Source organism: Alkalicoccobacillus plakortidis (assembly GCF_023703085.1).
Lineage (GTDB): Bacteria > Bacillota > Bacilli > Bacillales > Bacillaceae_D > Alkalicoccobacillus > Alkalicoccobacillus plakortidis.
Map to the genome: position 1 here is coordinate 907,838 of NZ_JAMQJY010000001.1, position 22,145 is coordinate 929,982.

Annotated in this window: 24 protein-coding genes, 4 pseudogenes and 1 other annotated feature; of the genes and pseudogenes, 10 read left to right on the forward strand and 18 right to left on the reverse strand. The window is 38.7% G+C overall.

Annotated features, from left to right (window positions below):
- Positions 1-49: 49 nt before the first annotated feature.
- The 5 genes from NDM98_RS04895 to NDM98_RS04915 form a co-directional block, all read right to left on the reverse strand.
- Entirely contained in the window at positions 50-685 is a 636-nt protein-coding gene (locus NDM98_RS04895) for a hypothetical protein (RefSeq protein WP_251605027.1), read from the reverse strand.
- Positions 682-1,164, reverse strand: coding sequence for a hypothetical protein (locus tag NDM98_RS04900; protein WP_251605028.1), 483 nt, complete (start codon positions 1,162-1,164; stop codon positions 682-684). The genes NDM98_RS04895 and NDM98_RS04900 overlap by 4 nt, the downstream gene beginning before the upstream one ends.
- 4 nt (positions 1,165-1,168) lie before the next feature.
- Complete coding sequence (locus tag NDM98_RS04905; RefSeq protein WP_251605030.1) at positions 1,169-1,504, reverse strand: motility-associated ABC transporter substrate-binding family protein; 336 nt, start codon at positions 1,502-1,504, stop codon at positions 1,169-1,171.
- Entirely contained in the window at positions 1,467-1,664 is a 198-nt protein-coding gene (locus NDM98_RS04910; protein ID WP_251605032.1) for a hypothetical protein, read from the reverse strand. The genes NDM98_RS04905 and NDM98_RS04910 overlap by 38 nt, the downstream gene beginning before the upstream one ends.
- Positions 1,665-1,821: 157 nt before the next feature.
- Positions 1,822-2,346: a general stress protein gene (locus NDM98_RS04915; protein ID WP_251605034.1), complete on the reverse strand. Its 525-nt coding sequence runs from the start codon at positions 2,344-2,346 to the stop codon at positions 1,822-1,824.
- A 94-nt stretch (positions 2,347-2,440) separates the two neighbouring features.
- Here NDM98_RS04915 and NDM98_RS04920 point away from each other — a divergent pair, with 94 nt between their 5' ends.
- Positions 2,441-2,629, forward strand: coding sequence for a hypothetical protein (locus NDM98_RS04920; RefSeq protein ID WP_251605035.1), 189 nt, complete (start codon positions 2,441-2,443; stop codon positions 2,627-2,629).
- Positions 2,630-2,668: 39 nt separating this feature from the next.
- Here the strand turns inward: NDM98_RS04920 and NDM98_RS04925 are convergent, their stop codons facing one another.
- The 5 genes and pseudogenes from NDM98_RS04925 to NDM98_RS04945 form a co-directional block, all read right to left on the reverse strand.
- The gene (locus NDM98_RS04925; protein WP_308807732.1) at positions 2,669-3,469 is read right to left on the reverse strand and encodes an MFS transporter; all 801 of its coding nucleotides are present in this window, start codon (positions 3,467-3,469) and stop codon (positions 2,669-2,671) included.
- Entirely contained in the window at positions 3,394-3,924 is a 531-nt protein-coding gene (locus NDM98_RS04930) for an MFS transporter (RefSeq protein WP_251605038.1), read from the reverse strand. Before NDM98_RS04930 ends, NDM98_RS04925 begins: the two co-directional genes overlap by 76 nt.
- Before the next feature lie 157 nt (positions 3,925-4,081).
- On the reverse strand, positions 4,082-4,501 hold the full coding sequence (locus NDM98_RS04935) for an NUDIX hydrolase (RefSeq protein WP_251605040.1): 420 nt from the start codon (positions 4,499-4,501) through the stop codon (positions 4,082-4,084).
- A 5-nt stretch (positions 4,502-4,506) separates the two neighbouring features.
- Positions 4,507-5,384, reverse strand: a pseudogene (locus tag NDM98_RS04940) (protein kinase family protein).
- Positions 5,385-5,468: 84 nt separating this feature from the next.
- Positions 5,469-6,918, reverse strand: a pseudogene (locus NDM98_RS04945) (SulP family inorganic anion transporter).
- 212 nt (positions 6,919-7,130) lie between these two features.
- Positions 7,131-7,350 (forward strand) — a binding site (T-box leader).
- Positions 7,351-7,390: 40 nt separating this feature from the next.
- On the opposite strand from NDM98_RS04945, the gene argS reads away from it, so the two are divergent.
- The 5 genes and pseudogenes from argS (at position 7,391) to NDM98_RS04970 (ending at position 13,476) form a co-directional block, all read left to right on the forward strand.
- Positions 7,391-9,088: an arginine--tRNA ligase gene (argS, locus tag NDM98_RS04950; protein WP_251605042.1), complete on the forward strand. Its 1,698-nt coding sequence runs from the start codon at positions 7,391-7,393 to the stop codon at positions 9,086-9,088.
- A gap of 43 nt (positions 9,089-9,131) precedes the next feature.
- On the forward strand, positions 9,132-9,806 hold the full coding sequence (locus tag NDM98_RS04955) for a response regulator transcription factor (protein ID WP_251605044.1): 675 nt from the start codon (positions 9,132-9,134) through the stop codon (positions 9,804-9,806).
- A pseudogene (locus tag NDM98_RS04960) lies at positions 9,803-11,162 on the forward strand (sensor histidine kinase). Before NDM98_RS04955 ends, NDM98_RS04960 begins: the two are co-directional and overlap by 4 nt.
- A 151-nt stretch (positions 11,163-11,313) precedes the next feature.
- Complete coding sequence (locus tag NDM98_RS04965; protein WP_373370356.1) at positions 11,314-12,246, forward strand: alpha/beta fold hydrolase; 933 nt, start codon at positions 11,314-11,316, stop codon at positions 12,244-12,246.
- 97 nt (positions 12,247-12,343) lie between these two features.
- Positions 12,344-13,476, forward strand: a pseudogene (locus NDM98_RS04970) (GrpB family protein).
- Here the strand turns inward: NDM98_RS04970 and NDM98_RS04975 are convergent.
- From NDM98_RS04975 to NDM98_RS04985, 3 genes are read right to left on the reverse strand one after another with little or no spacing between them, the layout of a single operon-like run.
- Entirely contained in the window at positions 13,473-13,937 is a 465-nt protein-coding gene (locus NDM98_RS04975) for a DinB family protein (protein WP_251605046.1), read from the reverse strand. The pseudogene NDM98_RS04970 and the gene NDM98_RS04975 overlap by 4 nt on opposite strands.
- 30 nt (positions 13,938-13,967) lie before the next feature.
- Complete coding sequence (locus tag NDM98_RS04980) at positions 13,968-14,375, reverse strand: hypothetical protein (protein ID WP_251605047.1); 408 nt, start codon at positions 14,373-14,375, stop codon at positions 13,968-13,970.
- Positions 14,376-14,385: 10 nt separating this feature from the next.
- Positions 14,386-14,580: a type II toxin-antitoxin system RelB family anti-toxin gene (locus NDM98_RS04985; RefSeq protein WP_251605049.1), complete on the reverse strand. Its 195-nt coding sequence runs from the start codon at positions 14,578-14,580 to the stop codon at positions 14,386-14,388.
- 217 nt (positions 14,581-14,797) lie between these two features.
- Here NDM98_RS04985 and NDM98_RS04990 point away from each other — a divergent pair, with 217 nt between their 5' ends.
- Positions 14,798-16,045 (forward strand): MFS transporter, encoded by a 1,248-nt coding sequence (locus NDM98_RS04990; protein WP_251605051.1) that lies wholly within the window; start codon positions 14,798-14,800, stop codon positions 16,043-16,045.
- A 35-nt stretch (positions 16,046-16,080) separates the two neighbouring features.
- Here NDM98_RS04990 and NDM98_RS04995 read toward each other — a convergent pair whose 3' ends face one another.
- Genes NDM98_RS04995 through NDM98_RS23865 form a run of 4 tightly spaced genes read right to left on the reverse strand, consistent with a single transcriptional unit; the run spans position 16,081 to position 17,576 of the window.
- On the reverse strand, positions 16,081-16,521 hold the full coding sequence (locus NDM98_RS04995; protein WP_251605053.1) for a YajG family lipoprotein: 441 nt from the start codon (positions 16,519-16,521) through the stop codon (positions 16,081-16,083).
- A gap of 13 nt (positions 16,522-16,534) precedes the next feature.
- On the reverse strand, positions 16,535-17,065 hold the full coding sequence (locus NDM98_RS05000; protein WP_251605054.1) for a hypothetical protein: 531 nt from the start codon (positions 17,063-17,065) through the stop codon (positions 16,535-16,537).
- Positions 17,062-17,271: a GNAT family N-acetyltransferase gene (locus tag NDM98_RS23860; RefSeq protein ID WP_308807733.1), complete on the reverse strand. Its 210-nt coding sequence runs from the start codon at positions 17,269-17,271 to the stop codon at positions 17,062-17,064. Before NDM98_RS23860 ends, NDM98_RS05000 begins: the two co-directional genes overlap by 4 nt.
- Positions 17,271-17,576 (reverse strand): hypothetical protein, encoded by a 306-nt coding sequence (locus tag NDM98_RS23865; protein ID WP_307728660.1) that lies wholly within the window; start codon positions 17,574-17,576, stop codon positions 17,271-17,273. The genes NDM98_RS23860 and NDM98_RS23865 overlap by 1 nt, the downstream gene beginning before the upstream one ends.
- 134 nt (positions 17,577-17,710) lie before the next feature.
- On the opposite strand from NDM98_RS23865, the gene NDM98_RS05010 reads away from it, so the two are divergent.
- Entirely contained in the window at positions 17,711-18,142 is a 432-nt protein-coding gene (locus NDM98_RS05010) for an acyltransferase family protein (RefSeq protein ID WP_251605055.1), read from the forward strand.
- Positions 18,142-18,780 carry an acyltransferase family protein gene (locus NDM98_RS05015; protein WP_251605056.1) on the forward strand — a complete coding sequence of 213 codons (639 nt, stop codon included), beginning with the start codon at positions 18,142-18,144 and terminating at the stop codon, positions 18,778-18,780. Before NDM98_RS05010 ends, NDM98_RS05015 begins: the two co-directional genes overlap by 1 nt.
- 93 nt (positions 18,781-18,873) lie before the next feature.
- Here the strand turns inward: NDM98_RS05015 and NDM98_RS05020 are convergent, their stop codons facing one another.
- Positions 18,874-21,024 carry a DUF4832 domain-containing protein gene (locus NDM98_RS05020; protein ID WP_251605057.1) on the reverse strand — a complete coding sequence of 717 codons (2,151 nt, stop codon included), beginning with the start codon at positions 21,022-21,024 and terminating at the stop codon, positions 18,874-18,876.
- Between the two features lie 294 nt (positions 21,025-21,318).
- On the opposite strand from NDM98_RS05020, the gene NDM98_RS05025 reads away from it, so the two are divergent.
- Positions 21,319-22,113, forward strand: a complete 795-nt coding sequence (locus NDM98_RS05025; RefSeq protein ID WP_251605058.1) for an NUDIX domain-containing protein — start codon at positions 21,319-21,321, stop codon at positions 22,111-22,113.
- Positions 22,114-22,145: the final 32 nt, after the last annotated feature.

Here is a 22,145-nt window from a genome sequence, read left to right on the forward strand (position 1 = left end):
CGCGGCTTACTTTTTTTATACGATGGTTAGGAGTGACCACATTCAATCGCTAATTCAGCGCATATTTATTGATTTCTGTTTGCCAGGTTTTAAAAGCAGCAGGCTGCTGCTCTGTTAAACTCTGTCCCAATGCGACGGTTTGAGTCACCACATTTTGACGATCATTTCGTAACCGGATACTTGCCGTTGTTGCAGCAATGCTTGGGTTTAACCTAAGTGTCACAACTTTCTCAGCTGTACCCTGATCATCGGCTGTTAAAGATCCAATGCTTTGATAGCCATAACCGTTTGGCAAGCTTCCGTTCTCCGCTTGCACTTGGGAAATAGCTTGTCCACCAGATAGATATACTTGCATATCCAAGTCACTTATACTCTGACCTGGTTCTAGGTGATCTACTTTAACTGTCACTTCAAACGATTCACCACCAAGCGGCAGGATATCAGGAGTACTGACTTCATATACTACCTCTGCGGGTGCCTCTTCTCCTGAACCAAATGATCCACTAGCAAATGTTGACCGGTCGTACCAGCGATAATTTCCTTGCGGCTGTCTCCAAGGCTCTTGCTCTGGCTCGGTTGTTTGCTCCGGGATTTCCATATCAAGCAAGGGAGAAGGCTCGTCCAATGTAATTGAAGTGCTTGTGAAATCTGTGTAGTCTTCAGGCTCAGCTAGCCAATCAATCACTTGGACAGCAACTGTCCATTATCTTTATCAATAAACCCATCATAGGTTCTTTTTTGTCCGCCATGCTCCTCATTCCGGTATTTAGGCGTGGCATCTTCTACAGGGGAGGAATCTCCAATAAAGGCTGACTTTCCAAGCTCTTTTTTTCCGATTGCTACATACGGTCCTTCGTCTATTCCTCCACCATGATAAACACCTTGATCCACTGCATTACCCCATTTATTCTCTTCTGGAGTTAATCCCTCCGGCAAAAAAGCAATGCCCTTCGCTCGATCTGGATCCATAATAGCAAGTGTGGATCCTGCATGTAAGGATAAAGAATCAACAGACTCTGTAATACCAAATGACTCCTCAGGATCCACAATGACATTTGCTTCTGTGTTATCGATCGAGTTATAGCGGAAACGTACCCCAAATTCCTCCGCTAGCCAATCTGAGCTCTTCACTCCTTCAAGTGCCTCTTTCTCTGCATCACTCATCCCTTTAGTTAGATCCTCGTAGGCACCACGGCGCCAAGCCATTCATAATTTCGTTGGAGTCAAAGCGATTAAAGTTACGATCGGCATTATAATGATCGGCAATGAAAAAGACTCCGCCGCCTTCCTCTGCAAATGAAGCGATGGTATCCTGCTCCGTTGTCTGAAATGGAATTTGAGCCTCTGGAATAACAAACACATCATAGTCTTCTAGATCTTCTTCAGTTAACGGATCTGCACCGCGGTGTTCATGAACAAGATAGCCAACATCGGCTAAAGCATCGGCAAAATCAGAAAAAGCACCATCAATTACCCAATCCGATTGTCCAAGCCGTCTGTCCATGACTGTTATCAAACAGAACTATTTTTCCATTTGGTTGATCCGGCTCGATGACAGGAGGCGGATCATCCACACTTTCTGCAAGAGCTGGAATACTGATTAGCACCCCGGCAAACAAAATAACAGACTGAACTCCACTTTTTTGGTTCCTCAGCTTTTTCATAAAGCCCTCCTATTGTGTTGGTCTGTATAAAAGCTTTCGCCTTGAGTATAGCAAACAGCTGTTGAGGGTCTATTGGGAAACATCGTTTTTACAGAATTGATAAATAATTTAAATGAAAATGTAATATACTTTACTCTTGAACTTGGTATGCACCTATTCACTTCAAATTTATACGCTCAAATTCTTTCGATAAACAAGCTCGTTTCAGTTTTTTAGTTCTTAGCAGCCATAATAGATCTGATTTATTATCATATGAGAGCTGAACATGGAAGTAGTTTATGTATTCTAATACAGCGAATAGATAAACAAATATGGAAATCAACAAACCTATCAATGAGACATCTAAAGACCTGACTTGATAATCAATAACAAACAACACAGGGATGAACATTAGAATAAAAAGGTTCACTTTCTTCGTGATCTTAAGGTACAGAAGGAGCTTATTTGGTATGTCAGCTGTTCCCATTTGTTTTAACCGTCTCCATTTAATAAACCAATACACACTTCCCTGTCCTAATATAAATAGTAGGAGAAAAAAAGAAACGATAAAAGAAGATAATATGCTTAATTGAAATTGCGGGTAAGTGAGATTAAAAAAGTAAAAAACGATCAAAAAACAAATAATGGATGCAGTCTCTCCAGAATATAAGTAGCAAAGTCTCTTTTCTATCTTCTTTTTCATAGAACCCCTTCTCTCATCCCTTCAAAATATATGCTATTGAATGTTCAGATCATTAGTCATATACTTACATTAACAAAATATAGGATGTGGATAAATGAAAGCTAATCGGCTTCTATTTCTTATTATTGTCATGATGTTTTTTATTACACTCAACAACGTAAGCACGAGTTCTTTTTCATTTTTTTCAGACGATCTAACTTTCTTAATGATTAGTCTATTGTTCGTGATAGCTCTTGTCATTCAAGCCATGACTCTTCCTAAAATGAAACCTAAAAAGAAATAAGCCAAGCAAAGCAGTTGCGGGGCTTATTTCTTTTTGGGCCTAGCTCTTTCTTCCATCCATATAAATCGGTTTAATTTGGTCCATTTTCACACTACTATCTTTGTATCTAAGAATATAAAAAGCCGGTAGTAATAGCATCAACCCACCAAAGATTAAGGCTACATAAGAATTCCATTCAGTAAATACTCCTGCTAACAATGTTGCACATATGGAAGCAATACCGGCGATGACGTACATGGCACTTCTTACTCTTGCAAGCAATGAATCAGGCGTAATTCCCTGCTGAACAGAAAGTTGAACAACAAAACCCATTGAAAGCGCGCCATCAAAAATCATCATTCCAATGCACATCACGATAAAGTGGCTAGACAGAAAACACAAAACACCAACTGAAGATAAAATGAGTAAGGTACTTAAGAAAAATAGCCAATTAACCTTCTTAAATCGATTCATAATAAGTACACCAATCACATTACCTAGTCCCGCAAATGATAGTAAAATGCCAATATATTGTTCTGATAGGTCTAAAGTTGTTCTAGAGTGAAAAATGATACTTAAGATCATAAATACAGTGGCGAAACTCAAACATACAGCAGCAATCGTTGAACCTTTTTGGGAAGAGTTTGCAAAAAGATATTGAACGCCCTCTTTTGCTCGCTCTTTAAACTCAAACACTTTTTCTTTTATATGCTTCGTTTCACTAGTAGCTGTTGATTTCGAATGCTTATACCTAACAACTGAAATGAACATTGTGGAAATCGCCATTAAACACCCGCATACAACAAGAGTAAAACTGGCCCCATAATAGGCGAGTAAGAAACCACCAATACTTGGGCCAATAAGTGTGACAAAAGCGTCAGCACCTTCAGCAGATTATGCGCACTTAATAGGTTGTTCCGACCAACTACCCTAGGAATCATCACTTGAAATGCTGTCTGTTGAATTAAACCGACCAATCCAATTAAGAATAATATACATGCAATCAATACAGGGCTTACGCTATCTACACTCACAATATATGCTAGGCTAAATATGAGCACAGCATATAGCATACTGCAGCTTGAAGAAACGAAGATTGGATTCTTTTTCTCAATCCACGTACCTATCGGAATAGCAAATAAGACGGTACCTAATTGCTGTGACAAGAGAACTAATGCAGTGACAATCGGTGAACCACTTAATCCTAGAACAATTAAAGGCACAACAAGTTCACGAAACCTCTCATTAAGTATCTTCAATAGATTATGAGCCCATAACTTCAAGAAATTTTCATTTATATGCCATTTCTCTACCATTTCATGTACATTCCCTCTATATCTGATCAGCCCCCTTGGCAGGGGCGTAATCTCTAGATTAGGTATCATTACTATACTTATTAAATTTAAATAAATCCTATCCATAGTCAGAATCTGATAGATAAAAATAAGCCACGCTAGACATGCGGATTATTTTTTATCTAATGTCTAACTCTCCGTGGAAGGTATAGGGTACAGCATCTTTAAGAAAACGTTCCATTCCGTTATAAAGAGGAATTTTTTCATTTGCTGTTTGTAAATCAACCCACTCTGCCTCTTCAATGGTCTCAATATCTTGAATGAGCAGTTCACCTGATTTGATGGCGGCTTGGAAGGTAGTAAGAATGGCGTGATGACCATCTACAAATAGCTCATCTAAACTGAGCACCTGAGTGATTTCAACGGATAATCCGGTTTCCTCCCTCACCTCTCTGATCGCAGCCTCGCTAAGAGTTTCGACATTTTCCACACGGCCACCAGGCAGAGACCATGTATTGTGATTTTTGTTTTTTACAAGTAAGACCTTGCCAGATTGATCATCAAAAATAAAAGAATACACCACTTGTAATCGTTTCATCCTTCTCACCCTCCTGCTTGCTTCCATTCTTCATAAAACTTTTCGACAGTGGCAAATCTCATGTCTCGCTCTTGCTCCACTGCCTTCAACGCTACTTCATAAAGAGCAGGATTTGCTTGCCATTTTTCAAATGAACGATCAAGTTCTCCTCCCAATAGACTAAAGGCCATCGCACCCAGATTAAACACATTGGTTTTAGAATCAATACTAGCCCCTAGCTCAAATTCTTCTGGTGACATAAACCGCTTCGATCCCCACATTCGTCCCATGTGATTAGTGAATGGTTTCTTCTGATAATAATCAATATCACAGATTATCGTTTTGTATTCAGCAAAATTGAATAAAATACTTCCATCATAAAAATCAATCGCTACATAATTCTGCTTCTCCACAAATTCGTGAAAGGAAAAGACCGCTTTTAATGATTCTAGCTGCTTTTCTACCGGGAGTTGTTTAAATTGATAATAGGGTGAGTTTGGATTCGTGTACTTTTCTGGGGGTGGAAAGGACCAATGTGGGTGCAAACACTCGCCTTCAACCCACTCAAAAACTAGCGCATATCCTTCCCCTACCTGAAATTGATCAAGTAACGTAATAAGAGATTTGTGCTTTAGATCTCGATAAATGGGTGCCGCTTGTTTTAATCGAGCGACCGCGTAACTCGGTTCCCCTTCATAATGAATTGGTTTAGCCCAGCATATTTTACAAACAGCTTTTTATCACCTTGCTTCACACCAAAGCTTAAATTTCCAGAATCCTGTTGATCAAATACTTTAAACACTGATCCGTACTCTGTTAACCATTTAAAGTTATGGATCTCTTTTAAAGCAAATGTCACTTCATTAATCTTTATATTTACATGGTAAGTATCAGATGGATTCATAGGACCTCCTTAAATAAACGCTATGTGGTTAATACTACCAAAAAACCAACACAAAATGTGTTGGTTTTATTGATTATGATTCGTTTAGGCGTTTGGAATTTTTCCTACTGATTTAAGCAATGACATACTCTTTTGATTTAGTCCTATAAATTGAACCTCTATCCCATTTGTTGTGAATAGCGATTCTAATCGATCAAGGGCTCCAACAGCTGAATCATCCCAAATTTGTGAGTGGGTAAAATCAATGTCAACTGTGTTTAACTTTTCAGTGGTATCAAATTGTGACAAAAACCTTGTTACTGAAGCAAAAAACAAAGGGCCTTCTACTTTATATATACGCTTCTTCTGATTCTCCATGTAACTTGATGATACATGAATTTTAGAAATCTTAGCAGCAAAAAAGATCATACTTAACACCACACCAGACAAGACTCCATAAGCTAAATTGTGCGTCACAAGTACAACAGCAATTGTGACAACAAGCACTATGGCATCTGTTCGTGGCAAACGATGGATCGTTCTAACGGAGTTCCAATCAAATGTACTGACGGATACCATAATCATCACACCAGCTAAAGCAGCCATCGGAATTTGTACTACTAGGTTACCTAATACAACAATTAAAAACATTAAGAATGCACCTGCGACTAGTGTCGATAACCGCCCTCTACCGCCTGATTTCACATTAATAACAGACTGACCGATCATCGCGCACCCGGCCATGCCTCCAAAAAATCCAGACACAATGTTGGCGATTCCTTGTCCACGGCTTTCTTTATTTTTGTTGCTCGCTGTATCTGTCATGTCATCGACAATACTTGCTGTGAGAAGTGACTCTAACAATCCAACGATCGCTAAAGCTAATGAATAGGGAAGAATAATCCACAATGTTTCTAAATTAAAAGGCACATTGGGTAACACAAAATTAGGCAAGGTTTGTGTTAAAGTCCCCATATCCCCAACATTACGTACACCAATATTTAAAAAGAGCACGATGATCGTAACAACTATAATTGCTACGAGTGTTGATGGTACTGCTTTCGTTATCATAGGAAACAAATAAATGATGGCAAGTGTCACCCCTACCAGTAGATACATTACCCATGTTTCACCTACAAAATGATCAATTTGCGCCATGAAAATTAGGATAGCCAGTGAATTAACAAAACCAGTCATTACTGTACGCGGCACAAATTGCATCAGCTTCGCAAACTTACAGACTCCAAAAATAATTTGGATGACTCCGGTCAGGATTGTTGCAGCTAAAAGGTACTCAAAACCGTAATTTGCAACAAGAGTGACCATGACTAAAGCCATTGCTCCAGTAGCAGCAGAGATCATACCGGGTCTTCCACCTGTAAAGGCAATGACAACTGCAATACAAAAGGACGCATATAAACCGACCATTGGATCCACACCAAGCGATAATCGAGAAGGCAATGGCTTCTGGAATTAAAGCTAATGCCACCACAATGCCGGAGAGAATATCTCCCCTCACATTACCAAACCATTGGTCTTTTAAACTTTCTACCATGTTTCTACCTCTTCCTCATATCATTTTACGACCCTCGAGTCTCACAAACGTCCTTTCAAATAAATGAATGAAAGAGAGTCTTACTGATCACGTCGTTTTCTCTTCGTTTATTATAGTGAATCCAATCATTTTCGCAAGATATTTTTTTACTCGGATGATTTGACCATTGACATCAACTGGATATGAATGTAAGATAATCTAAATTCAATCAGACACATTCAATGACAAAGAGAGTAGTTCAAATTACGTTGGCTAGCGAGTTAGGGATGGTGTGAGCCTAATGCAACAAATTTGAATGAAGCGCACTTTGGAGATGTTTCCTGAACGATTAGTAGGGAAATGCGGGGAGTCACCTCGTTACAAATGGAAAGTGGTCACCTTTTTGGTGGCAACTAGAGTGGTACCACGGGAATCTATGCTCTCGTCTCTAATTATAGAGACGGGGGCTTTTTTATATTCATAAGGAGGAAAAATGATGATTCATACACAAATCGCAAAAGCTATTGCCAAAACGTTAGATTATATTTTATCAGAAGAGGAAGTGTACAATCTTCTTGAAACACCAAAGCAATCTCATCTTGGTGATGTTGCTTTCCCTTGCTTCACACTCGCGAAAATAGGAAAAAAATCTCCCGCCATCATAGCAAATGAAATCAAAGAGAATCTTAAAAGTGAATGGATCCACTCAATTGAAGTAGCAGGAGCCTATGTAAACATTTTTGTTAGCCAAGATTTATCTGGGAACCACATTCTCAACCAAGTTCTGACTGAGAAAAGTCAGTTTGGTTCCAAACCATCGACAGGTGAAAAAGTATTGATTGATTATTCCTCTCCAAACATTGCTAAACCATTTTCCATGGGGCACTTACGTTCAACCGTTATTGGTCACTCCCTTTCCCATCTATCAGAGAAAAATGGATACGATGTCGTTCGAATCAATCATATAGGTGACTGGGGCACTCAGTTTGGAAAACTCATTGTGGCGTATCAGTTATGGGGAGAGAAGTCGCTTATTGAGAAAGAACCCATTAAAGAATTATTAAAACTATATGTGCACTTTCATGAAGAAGCTAAGAAAGACGATGCTTTAAATAATCAAGCCCGCGCTGCCTTTAAGGCGTTAGAAAACGGAGACGAAGAATGCCTCACTCTATGGAAATGGTTCAGAGAAGAGTCCTTAAAGGAATTCGAAACCATCTACCAGCTACTTGGCATTACCTTTGACGCTTACACAGGTGAAGCTTTTTATAATGACAAAATGGCGCAGGTCGTTAGTGAATTGCAGGATAAACATTTACTTACGCTCTCTCAAGGTGCCTATGTTGTTGAACTAGAAGACATGCCGCCTTGTCTCATCACTAAAAAGGATGGGGCCACATTATACGCAACCCGTGATGTGACGGCCGCCCTATATCGCCACCAGACCTACCAACCGAAAAAAACCTTTTATGTGGTTGGTCATGAACAATCCCTACATTTTCAACAAGTGTTTCAAGTTCTTAAAAAAATGGGATATGAGTGGGCAACCAGTCTTGAGCATGTAGCATTTGGTATGATGCTAAAAGATGGATCAAAAATGTCGACGCGTAAGGGCAAGATTGTACTCTTGGCTGATGTATTAGCAGAAGCTATTGAAACAGCAAAACGTAATATGAATGATAAAAACGCGTCTCTTTTAGATAAAGAGTTGGTTGCTAAGCAGGTTGGAGTTGGTGCGATCATCTTTAATGACCTTAAAAACCTACGGACCCACGATTTAGAGTTCTCCCTTGAACAAATGATGAGTTTTGAAGGTGACACTGGACCCTATGTTCAATACACATTTGCTCGTATTTCAACGATTTTAGAAAAGGGTCAGTATCAACCAAAAGAAGATACATTCTGTTCTTTAGGTGAACAGGCATGGCCGATCATTATGCTATTAGATCAATTTCCTTCCTTAGTTGAAAAGTCATTTGACCAAGCAGACCCTTCTCAAGTTGCCAGATACAGTTTATTACTAGCACGGTCATTTAATAAGTACTACGCTCACACAAAAATTCTTGTAGAAGACAATCATAAACAAACAAAGCTAGCTTTTTCATATGCAGTCTCTCTTGTGTTAAAAGAATGCCTACGACTTCTAGGAATAGCAGCACCAAGCCAAAATGTAATAAATGAGATGAGTTAATGTATACTGGTTAGAAGATGGAACATGAAGAAAGAGGGAACAGATGCCTACTATACTGGTTGCTGACGATGACGCGAACATTCGCGAACTCGTTTGTTTATTTCTAAGAAATGAGGGCTTCACAACGGTTGAGGCAATAGATGGCAAACAAGCAATGGCCGTCTACGCTTCTTCCCAAGTGGATCTTGTTGTGCTTGATATTATGATGCCGATTATGGACGGTTGGGCATTATGCAAGGAGCTACGAAAAGCAAGTCCTGACCTTCCTTTGCTCATGCTGACTGCCAGAGGTGAAACCTGGGAGAAGGTAAAAGGTTTTGAACTTGGAACGGATGATTATTTAACAAAACCATTTGATCCGTTGGAGTTAATGGCTCGTGTTAGAGCATTATTAAAGCGTTATCGAATTGGCGTCACGCAGACGATTCAATTTGGTGACGTCATCCTTGACCGACAAACCTATAAAGTGACACGCGGTACTGAGTCTCTCACATTACCACTCAAGGAATTTGAGTTGCTCTATAAGCTCGCTGGAACTCCTGGACAAGTCTATACACGGGAGCAATTGATTGATCAAATTTGGGGAATTGATTACGCAGGTGATGATCGCACAATTGACGTGCATATTAAACGTCTCCGTGAACGATTTGCCTCTACTCCCCACTTCAAGATTGAAACGGTGCGAGGGCTTGGGTATCGACTTGAGGTGAACGAATGATCTGGTCCCTTTATACTCGTGTCGTTCTGACATTTTTAGGTTCAGTCATTGGTGGAACGCTTATTGCTTTTTTTGTGGCTACTTGGGTATTTGAAGACAAATTAAATGAGAACTTACAAATTACCCTGTACGATTTTGGTCAGGACATAGTTAACATCTACAAAACCATTCCATTAGAAGAAGCGGATTCACTCATCCAAGAAATGAACCAACTTAATTCGTATCATATTCGTATTTACGAAGAAGATGGTCAGTTTCAATCTTATGGAACATTTGAAGAAGATGACATCTCCACTGTGACGATGGAACAAGTTGAGCAGGTTCTAGATGGTCAAACGGTACAAGTTCCAACAAACGGCGTAAGTCCGATTCGCTTAGGCATTCCACTAGATACGGAAGTAGGCACAAAAGCGATGTTTGTCGACCCGGTCTCCCCTTCTTCCTCCTCTTTTTTAATTAAGTGGATCTATTATTTTTTAACCTATTCATTAATAGCAGGAAGCATCTTAATTCTCGTTGCCACATTCTTTTTGGTTAGACCCATTAAAAAGCTAACAAAAGCAACGAAACGAATTGCAGTTGGTGATTTTGATGTTGACCTGAATATTAAACAAAAAGGTGAGCTAGGTACCTTAGCTCGTAGCTTTGAAGAAATGACGCGGGACTTGCAACAGCTTGAACAGATGCGAAAAGACTTTGTTTCAAACGTGTCACACGAGGTTCAATCTCCTCTCACGTCCATATCAGGATATGCCGTAGCACTTAAACAAGTAGACCTGACTAATGAAGAAAAAAGTCGTTATCTCGAAATTATCATTGCTGAAGCAGAGCGAATGTCCAAGATGAGTGATAGTCTGCTAAAGCTTAGCTTGCTTGAGTCGCAGTCTCAGCACTTGCGTCTAGTCACACTCAATCTAGATGAACAAATCAGACGAGTCATCGTTGCGATTCAACCTCAATGGGTCGCTCGCCATATCCAATTTGAGCTTGGACTTACCTACCACTCCCATTATGGCTGACCATGATTTATTGAACCAAGTATGGACAAATATACTAGGCAATAGCATTAAATTTTCCGAAGATGACAGTGTCATTCATGTCAGCATAAAGCAAGACACTACATTCGTAACAGTTCAAATATCCGATACAGGTATTGGTATCTCTCAGACTGATCAAAAACGTATATTCGAGCGTTTTTTCAAAACGGACCGGTCTCATAGTCGTACTTATGGTGGAAGCGGCTTGGGTCTTGCGATCGTTAAACAAATTGTTTCTATACATCAAGGAGATATCCACGTAAAAAGCGAGCCTGGACAAGGTACTACCTTTATTGTCACCTTGCCAATTACACAGTAATATCCTTCTGCTACAGACTCATACCTATCAGTCTGTAGCTTTTTTTGCTTGTTCATACTCCGTTCATATTCGCGTCATAGAGAGTACATATTAGTTGTATACACTTTTATTAACGGACCGTTACACAACAAAGAGACTGGAGAAGATACAAGTGATAAAAAAAATACTCAACATTCTACTTAAAATAATAGTGGTAATCGTTATAGTCATTGGACTTTTTCTAGCTATTGTTTTTATTGTTAATCTAATCAGTAGCAAATCAGAGCAAGGAAAAATAGAATCGTATGGTCAATTGGTGCCAGTAGATGGGGAACATATCAATGTAACGATTGAAGGAGAAGGCGAAGAAACAGTTGTACTTCTACCAGGCTATGGAACAGCCGCACCTGCTCTTGATTTCAAGCCATTAATCGAAGAGCTATCGCCATATTACAGAGTCGTAGTTGTTGAACCTTTTGGTTATGGATTAAGTGATTATACTGAGAAAGATCGCACGACTGAGAATATTGTAAGTGAAACCCATGAAGTATTGCAAAATCTTGGTATTGATCAATATATTCTAATGGGCCACTCGATTGCAGGCATCTATGGATTAGATTATGTGAATAAATATCAAGATGAAGTGACAGCATTTGTCGGAATCGATACGAGTGTCCCAACCCAAGGAGGCATGGATACTGAATTTCCAATCAAAACGTTTAACTTCCTAAATAAATCAGGGATCGTCAGACTATTTATGAAGCTAGGTGATGACCCATATGAATCCCTTCCATATAATGATGAAACAAAGGAACAAATGAGAATGCTTACTCATAAAAACTTTTATAATCCAAGTAACATCAACGAGATGCAGCATTTTGAATCGAATTTTAATGCCGCACAGGCTTTAGACTTCCCGTCAGACCTTCCTTTACTTTTCTTTTTAGAAGCAGATAACACAGACGTAGACGGATGGATTCCACTACATGAAGAGCAAGTAAAAGACTCTGATCACGGAGAAGTGATTTTGCTTGAAGGGGATCATTACCTACATCACACACAATCCGAAGTAATGGTTGAGATGGTACGAGACTTTCTGAAATAAATAAAGGACAAAAAGCCGATGATGTCTTCACAACATTGGCTTTTTGTTTTATTCTTATAAGCACAATCCATATTTCTCCAAAGGAAAGGAAAACAACATGCATTTAGGACTTGGACGGAATGAGGTCAAGCTAGTCACCTATACACCTCAATGGGTAGAGGAATTTCAACGAGTTAAAAGTAAACTAGTAAGAGACTCTGGTATGTACGCTGAACGCATTCAACACATTGGCAGCACGGCTATTGTAGAGATGCCTTCTAAACCAATCATTGATTTACTCATTGGTGTGGATGACCTCACAGCTCCACCGCGACGTACAATAAAAGCTCTAAATAAATCGGGCTTCGTGAAGCTACAGGTTGAAAAACCTAACGAGATCATCTTTGCCCAATTCACTGATCTAACTTATCAAACGAAAACACATTATGTCCACGTCGTTCAATTTAACAGTGAGCTTTGGAAGGATCTACTTTTTTTCAGAGACATTTGAATACGGAATTAGTAGAAAGAGATGAATATGCTAGATTAAAGACATCCTATGTACAAACCTCTTCTACGGGTATAAAGGAATATACGGACTCTAAAGAAAAATTTGTGCGGAGGATCTATAAAAAGAGGCACCAATTACTACCCGTTTATATCATGAGGCTCGAAGAAGATGAGGGCTTTGCTGAAATTAAAGGGAACTATGCTTGCTTTACGATCAGTCCAGATGCTGATGACTATGTACTAGCGACAAAAGAGTTACTCTATCACGTACTTCTTCATCTGAATGCCTTTCCAGTGACGGTTACATTTGGTTTTTATGAAGGTCAAGAAGCAGAGTTTACTCAATGGTTTCAGGATAGAAAGATCGATTTTCAACTACGCCATTTCGTGATTGACCAGAAAAAGGAAGGTCCAAGATATAAGTCACCTATTCTGGAGGTACATGTTCATGATGCGGAGAATCTTTTGGCTTGTTTAGATCAATTTTTTTGGCTGCCCATGCAGAATGAGTTTTTTTCAGTGTCTTCCACCAGAAAAGTGAAGTATATCGAAAGAGCTCCTATTCGAAATAGCAAACGTAAAGTGTTGACTCCTGTATTTGACATGCTGCCAGACACAACGTTTATAACAATTGAACATGACGCTCAAGCCGTAGTAATAATCTCAAATGAATCCAAGTTTCAAACAGTAGAATCATTAAAAAAATCACTACCTAAAAATATTCGTGTTCTCGATTATTAATGCGACAATTCTCTCCCAACAAAATGGGCAGGAATCGGGCTGAGATCTAAGCGCCTTGCCCATATCGAGAGTTGTCCAATATGATGAATCTCATGTACGATGATATGATGAATGATGTCGTCACATGTGTACGCATTTGTTTCCCACGGCACTTGAATCATTTTTTCATTTAATTGAAGTAACTCACAATCTATAAAATGTTTGTGATCTTGTTTTAAGCGGTTAGACAACGAGACTACTTTATCAAGCGTTGCATAATCATCAAATGAATACACCATATCTTCTTTGCCTTGTATTCCACGAATCCAACTGTTTTCAACCTCTACGATATGGAACAGCGTATACAAAATACTGCCCGCGCCACCACCCATTTCTTTTAGCAACTGACTAGAAGTAAGCTGCTGACACCATTTAAACCATTCATCACGGACTTGCCAATTGTAGGCAAAGAATTTCTTCATGTCCCACTCATCTCCTTCTTCTATAACCATTCAATACCGTTTTGAAAAAAAGATAAACAAAAGAAATACGGTGCTAGCGATAAGCGCTGTAAAAATACCGAGAAGCTGAAGAGCTGTTAAGGTAATTATTTCTGTTGTGAGTAAGATCATAAATATAATAGAGTACCCCATTATAAAACCGTAATTATAAAACATCGCCTTCTGTTTAATAAGCTTAGCTCGTTCATCATTCACTTTAAATTGAGGATAAAGATACGCCCATACTGCACAAATGATACTTAAAGTAATCCACATGAATTCGTGACCTTGTACTTCACCCCCAACATTTACATTCAAAATCAATAAAAACAACCCAAAAATAAGGAAAAGCAATGAATAAACAGTAAATAAAATTCTTCCCGACTTATTACTCATGACCCAACTATTTTTTTGACTCACGACAATCCCCCTACTCTTCTAGATGAAAAACATCCTCTACATGTGTGCCAAAGCACCTTGCTATTTGAATCGCAAGTGGCAATGAAGGATGGTACTTACCCTTCTCGATCGATATGATCGTTTGCCTTGAGACACCAAGCTTTTGAGCTAACGCTTCTTGAGACAAATGATGCTGTTTACGCAGTTCTTTTATTGAATTTTCCATACGCATTGCCTCCTGACACACAGTATAAAGTAAAGCACCCTTTACGTAAAGGGTGCTTTACTTTTGTAAAAAAATTTTTTCCGAGCAATAAAAGAGTTTTCACGCTCATCTAATTAGATTATAATCTAATTAGATGAGCAACCCTATATCCTAAAGAAAGCTTTTTTTTTTGCAAAACTAATTAGATATACATCTAACTTTATTGGAGGAATACTATATGCATAGTTATCGAGTGTTAAAAAAAGAGCCTAGATATCGAATTTTATTCTGGAGCTCTGTTTTAAATGGAATGGGTAGTCGCTTTGCTCAAGTTGGCTCTTTCGCCCTTCTTTATCTATTAACTGAATCTAGTCTTGCACTAGGAAGTTTGCTTGCTTTACGTGTTATTCCTACCATTTTATTTGCATCACTTAGCGGTTATTTGGCCGATCGTTTTCATAAGGCAAAATTGTTACTTTGGATCGATCTATTAAGAGCACCGTTTGCCTTATTGCCATTGTGGGTTGTTCACACAGATCACTTATGGTTGTTATATCTCAGTACTTTTGTCATTGCTAGTGGGGAAGCGATGTATAGACCGATTCGTTTTGCAGCAATTCCTGACATTGTGCAGAAGAAAAACTTACTCTCTGTTAATGGATTAGAGCAAAATGTGGTCGGCTTAACCCTTGTTTTTGGCTCCCTTCTTGGAGGTATCATCGCTTTTGTATCTGATGTAACCATTTTATTTTTTATTCATACAATTTTTCTTTTATTAGCAGCAACGCTTATAGCAAGATTGGCAAAAATCGAAAGTATACCGAAACTCAAAGATAATGTTGTACCAGTAGAGTTTTCATTAAAAGAAAGCGGATTTCTTTTGTTTAAGGTGGCATTATTACGAGTATTTTTAATGGTCATGCTACTTATGCCGCTAGCAAATGGGGTCGACAATGTGATCTTTAACTTGATTGCATTAGATGTTTTTGAAAAAGGAGATCTGGGAGTTGGATTGATCTATGCTTCATTAGGAATGGGATTAATCTTAAGTTCAACGATCGCTAAATGGATTCGTGGAAAATACATGGCTGTTGGAGCAGTGATGATTTTTTTGGAGGGTGTAGGTCATCTGTTACTTAGTCAATCCTTCTTCTTTTTGCAAGCTTTACTACTTGCCGCAGCCATTGCGTGTGCAGTTGGAGTAAGTAATATCTGTTTTGATACGGTACTCATGAAAATTCTACCTGCATCTAAAAGAGGAGTACTAATTGGTACGTTATCAATGTTTGAAAATAGCTCGATGGGGATAGCGATGGTTGGAGCTGGATTTCTCTCTGAATGGCTCGCTCCGTTAAAAACCGCTTTTCTAGTTGGGATCACGTATATCTTTTTTGCATTAATCTTTATAGTAATTTTCAAGAGTATAAATGTTCGTGAATCATTACGTAAATTAAACCATTTGGACAAACGTACTGAAGAAATATAATAAGAGGGAGAGTATGCTCATCTCCCTTATCTCAGCTACTCCACATCTAGATAAAGGGAATAACTCCCCGTGCCTTCTGGCCATGATGCTAATACTTCAAATATGTTTAAACCGGAATGAATGGAGAGATCTAATTCATCATAACTGTCCAGTTGACCTCCTGAATCCCAGGTCCTGATTGAGTAATGAGTTGGTTGTTTTTCAAATTCAATGGATACCTCTGAGTCTGTTGAAACAGTGATTGGCTTTTGATAGTCCGCAATGGTTGATGGCAAATCTGAATCAGCTTCGATACCTACGCCTTGACCAAATACATTTGTTTCACCCCAGCTATACGAGCCTAAAACGGGGTCAATGGTTTCATCACCTATGATAATGGACAGTTTAGGAGGTTTTAAATCATCTGTGTTTATTTCATCTGAGCAGGACACTAATAGAAAACTCAACATCATCAACAGTGCGATCATGCGCTTCATCCATCCACCCCTATCATAAATATAATTCTAAATCTGGAGGCATTAATTCAACAAATAATCCACTGTTCTCTATTCTTCGTTTAATCGATGAGATGGCTTCGTTTGTATGTAGATACATATAATAATCATAACCAAATGTCACAACTAGTTGATCAATCACACCAAGTCTCGCCCATAAAAGATCTCGCAAAATTAATTTCACAAACGGTCTAATTTCTTGTATTGTAATTGAACGTCCAACCTGTACGGAGTGAAAAAGCTCCTTCATATCATCAGTTGAGTACGAATCGAAATCTTCAGCTGATTCATCATGCCTCTCCAAATATAAAACATGTAACTCTGTAAAATGATGAAGCTTCATAAACCGTAAAATAGCATCAATATAAAGAGCTTCTATTCTAAGATACTCGTCCTCTGTTAGTAAGCCATTACCGCCTTGTCTTTTACCAATGTCACAATAAGAAGTCCATTCCTCTTGATCCTTGTACACCCCGTTTTCATATCGATTGGTAGGATTATATTTTGTTACACGATATGTATTCAACCGATTCTCTCCTTTATATCTAAAACCATCAGATCCTCATCCAAATAGACATTGTTATCTAGCTTTAGAGCTTGTTTATCGACGCCATATCTTTTAAAACCCATTGATTGATAGAGTTTTTTGGCAGATTCGTTTGTTGATACTACGGTCAAGTAGATCTGTTCGATTCCACGGTTTGCTTCTGCCTTCTGGACTGCCTGTTTGATTAAAGCTTTGCCGACCCCTTCTCCCCTTTTTGGGGTGAGACATACATTGCTACAAGCATGGCACGGTGCCTGAGTTTCTGTTTTGTTTCAATGAGTAAAGTGGTGACTCCTACTAATGATTCGCCATCAAACATGCCAAATGTCACTGAATCTTCACCTTTTAACCTTGCTTTGAATGCGTCTACTGGCAACTCTTTTTCTTCCTCATAGCTTGACGCAAATGCTTCTGGAGCTGTTTGTAAGGCTTCGAATCGAATGCTTCGATATGCCTCTGCGTCTAGCTCAGTTAATGGTCGATATTTCAATACCCTACCATCCCTTTCCTTTACAAATTCTTCACACGAATCGCCTTGTAATGAGCACATAAGCCCTTCATAGTTATTGTATATGAAAGTATCCAATAAATCTTCAAAAAAAAGACAACTAGAGGATGAGAGCTATGATGAATCAAACAAAAACCTACTATCATTCGATTGATGTCTTTCGGTTGATCTGTGCCGTTGCTGTTGTCATCGTGCATATCACTTCACAAATTCCTAGTAATGAAATTGCCAATTGGAGCAATTATTATAGTTATCGGTATGTATTAGATATTGGTAGCCCATTCTTTTTTATGGCTGCTGGTTTTATTCTTTATCGTAAAAGTAAAGACGTTGGCCCTGGGTATCTTATTTCATATGCTAAAAAGATCTTTAGCTATTATTTAATCTTTTCAATCTTTTATATGGTTGCTCGAGTGGTGATAGAAGCGATAACCGCGAGTATTCAAAATGAATCTATCAAAACCGCCATATTAACTCAAATCAATCAATGGAGCACAATCAATCTACTAAATGGTTCAATTGGGTCCTTCCAAGCTCTTACTTTTTAGTGATTCTTATCTATTCTGCTTTGTTCCTGTACGTCCTGCTTCGACTCAAAGCAAACACCTTAGCACTGGTTACGATTGCGATTGCTTTATACGCAGCAGAGAACGCCGGGCTTCTCTCAAACTTGAACATTTTTCAATACAAAAACTTTGCGTTTGGCTTATTGTTTGTTACGCTCGGATTTGCCTTAAATCATAGTAAAGAGTTTATAAACTATAAAGCGCCGTGGCTCTATACGATTTTATTTGCAGTTGCATATGTATGTAATTATTACTACCAAATTGGTCTCGGATGGCTCCTACTGCCTCTCTTCACCTTTTCACTTGGTGCCTTTTGTGTGCAGTTCCCTACACTCGGTAAAGGTAGCCTATTAACCCGTTTATCAAGCTATTCATTAGCGATCTACACGCTTCATATTTTTGTTGAACTCATTATTCTTAAGTCTGTTGAAGTAATAGGCTGGTCCGATTATTATGCAAATCCACTCTATTATGTAGGAACAATTGTAGCTTGTATCACCGTACCAATGCTTATCTTTAACCCTATATATAACGGGGCGATCTGGATTAAAGAGACTTTGATTTTTTCACAAAAAAAACGTTCACAAGATTCAGAGCTACGTAAGCAAAACTATGGATAAACGTAGAAAGTAAAAGCATATACCGGATTACGGTATATGCTTTTTCTAATCCATCATTCAATGTAGTCAGCGACATAACACTAACTGTGAATCTTAACGTGAACCTTTCACCTCAATGTGACCGATTTCGAGCCAACCGTTGTCTTCCTGCTCTTCATTAGCAAAATGAAATCCTTTCGCATCAGAATGAGTTTCCGATAAAGGATTAACGACTTTAACTAAAATATCATAACTACCTTCACTTACATTCGAAGTGTTACTCGTCCACTCCAACAAAACCTCATTCGTATCTCCTGTCTCTTCATCATTGGGTATGATGTATGAGAGATCCCAGTCGGTAGTCCATTCCTTTATTTTTCCGTTCTGATCTCTTGCTGCTATATCCACTTCCCAATCATAATAGAAAGGAGCCACACCAGTATTTTGAATGTGGATCGCTGCTTGTAATTGACCACTGTCTGAATTTACATAGGCAGTTGGTACAAAATACTCATACCCCAAACTACGTGAACCTTCACGCGCTCGTTCAATAGCATCTGCTTCAAGTGGCGTTTGGAAAACTTCTTGAATTTTTAGCCAAGATGCATGAGTTAATTCTAGACTTTTGTAATAATCCTCTCCCTGTGCTCCTTCAATAGGTTCACCTAAATATTGAGGCGGATCGTTATTCCACATCTCGATTTGAATTTCCGGACGCATTTCTCCACCGATTGGTTCTGCTTTCCATTTCTCAATCACTTGATTAGCTTGCAGACGCCCCGCAAAGTGCCAGTCCTTTCCACCTAAACTAGGAGGTAAGGTCTGAAACGCAAAAGAATCATCGTGATAACCAATATTTAAATCACGATTAAATTCCGTTGGATAGCGTGCAAGTATTTTTGTTTCATTAAATGAATCATCCAAGCCTTGCAAAATGGCTCTTTGGTTGGCTAAACTTGGCATCCAATCGGTTGCAATTCCATCCTCGTGTTCAGCCAATTCACCATCCCAACTTCCAATTGGAGTCCATCCATCCTGTGGGTACGTATGCCATTCACCCCAAAACCCTATTAAACCAGCTTGTATGAAACCAACTCTTGAATCTCCATCGTACTTATCTCCAAGAGCTTCAATAAACTGCAATAATGCGAGCTGTAGATTCTCGTCATTATAATTTGGGGCCACACTCGTTCCATTTGATCCCCCATTGCTTTCGTAATGATAGTCTCTTGTTTCCAATCCGAGATCAAGTAGAAACTGAGGGATTCCAGTTGGCTTATGTGGATAATCGAGATACACCCTGAAAATAGCCTGATTTCCTCTCGACGTTATATCGTCTACTCTAGATTCTAACTTGCTCCAATCATACTCATTGAAATTCGTCATAATATCATTTAGAGGAATATAGAAGAATTCCATACTATATGGTAGTTGATTATCATCTATCCGCCATGCTGCTGAGTCGCTAAAGGGTAAAAATCCTTTTAACGGGTTATCAATCGGTGCGGGTGAATAAGTAAGATTAAACGTGTTCGCAGGAGTTGCCCACTCAGGAGCCAAAGATCCTCCTAAACCGCCTTCCGAGGTTCCCCATAGACTGATTGAATCTATATACACTCTATTTGTCGAATTCGCCTGTGGATTATAGCCAAATTCGTACCCTTCAATTAAAGCTAGGTTTAAATCATTGTCACATCCTTGTGGACATTGCCACGACTTCTCTGTAAATTGATCCCAAGCCATTCGGATAAGGCCAGCAAAATCTTCTGGGACAATCAATATGCTGTCAAAAGAATTCTCTTCCCATGAAGAACTTCCATCTTCTTTAAAAGACGCTGTAAACGTCCCTTCTTGACCATACGCGTTTGATCCAGATTTAATATCAAAGTTAAATGCTAACGGTTCATCAGCATCATTATGTATCCAAAATGAAATACCGGTAGAATCTGTCCAATCACTCACAGTAAAATGTTGAGATACAGCTACCCATGAGTCTAAGGGCTCTTTAGGAACGATTAACATAGAATTTGTACCATCATAAGCACGCTCTTGGCTTAAGGACCAATCGACAGTATTTCCACCAGATGACCAGAGTCTATATGTACTTTTTAATTCATCATCTGAGGCATAGCTTTCAAAGTCATCAATGATTGTAATTGAGTCTGAAAATGCTGCTTCAACTTTTACAGTAGTAACTGTTACTGATAACGTTATAAGTAGAACAGAAACCAAAAAATAGTGTACTAATTTAGTGTTTTCTTTCATATGAACCTCAACCTCCGTTAGATATTGATATTCGGTCTTCCCTTTCCTTCCCCCTCTTAATTATATTCCCACCCAAAGCCCAACCCTTTCTATTTTATCGGTTATCGTCAAACTTTAATAAGTGCAGCTATTTTATGATCTCAACAAACTAAAGCTTTATTGCCTTTAACATTTTCAAAAAAAATATATCAAAACAGTTGCATTTTCTTTGATAAGTGTATTATACTAATAACAATTAACAAAACGTTAATTAATAAAACGTTTTTATCTTATGTAACGTTGAGGAGGGAACAAATGTCTTCAAGTAATCACAAAGCTCTTGAGCAATACGATGTAAAAAAATTTAGAACTCCAGATGGATATACTTCTGATATCGCAGTCTTCACGATCGTTCCTACACATACAGAAGCATACAAACCACCTAAGATGGATCTGAAGCTTCTGTTGATTAAAAGGTCGGATCTTAATGCAGAAGGCGATGTCAACATTGAAGCTGGAAAATGGGCCTTACCTGGAGGTTTTGTCCAAGAGAACGAGTCCGCCTATGAGGCAGCCAAGCGTGAACTCCTCGAAGAAACAAGTATAAAGGATATTCATGTTAAGCATTTTAGTGTTTACGATCAGCCAGGGCGCGATCCACGAGGATGGATTATCACAAATGCACATTATGCGATCGTTCCTGAGAGCCATCTCATTAATAGAAAAGCAAATGATGATGCAGCCGAAGTACATCTCTTCACTATTGAAGAAGTATTGGAGTTAGCTTCCACATCACAACTGGCTTTTGATCACGACAAGATAATAAAAGAAGCCATCAAGAATATCAAAACAGATCTATTACAAACAACCATTGCTAAAGAGTTCTTACCTAAAAATTTCACGTTCTCAGAACTTCAAGCAGTATTATTGACTGTCACCAAAGATCCAGCCATATCAAGTAATCAATCTTTTATTAGAAAGATCAAAACATTACCTTTTATTGCTGCAGTTCCAGGAATGACAACACAAAGAACATCAAAAACACCCACACAGCTTTATACGTTTATTGACATGGAAATCGTTAAACCAATCTACACGGCTAGATATTAATTTCTTTTTTTACCCTTTACTATTAACATTCT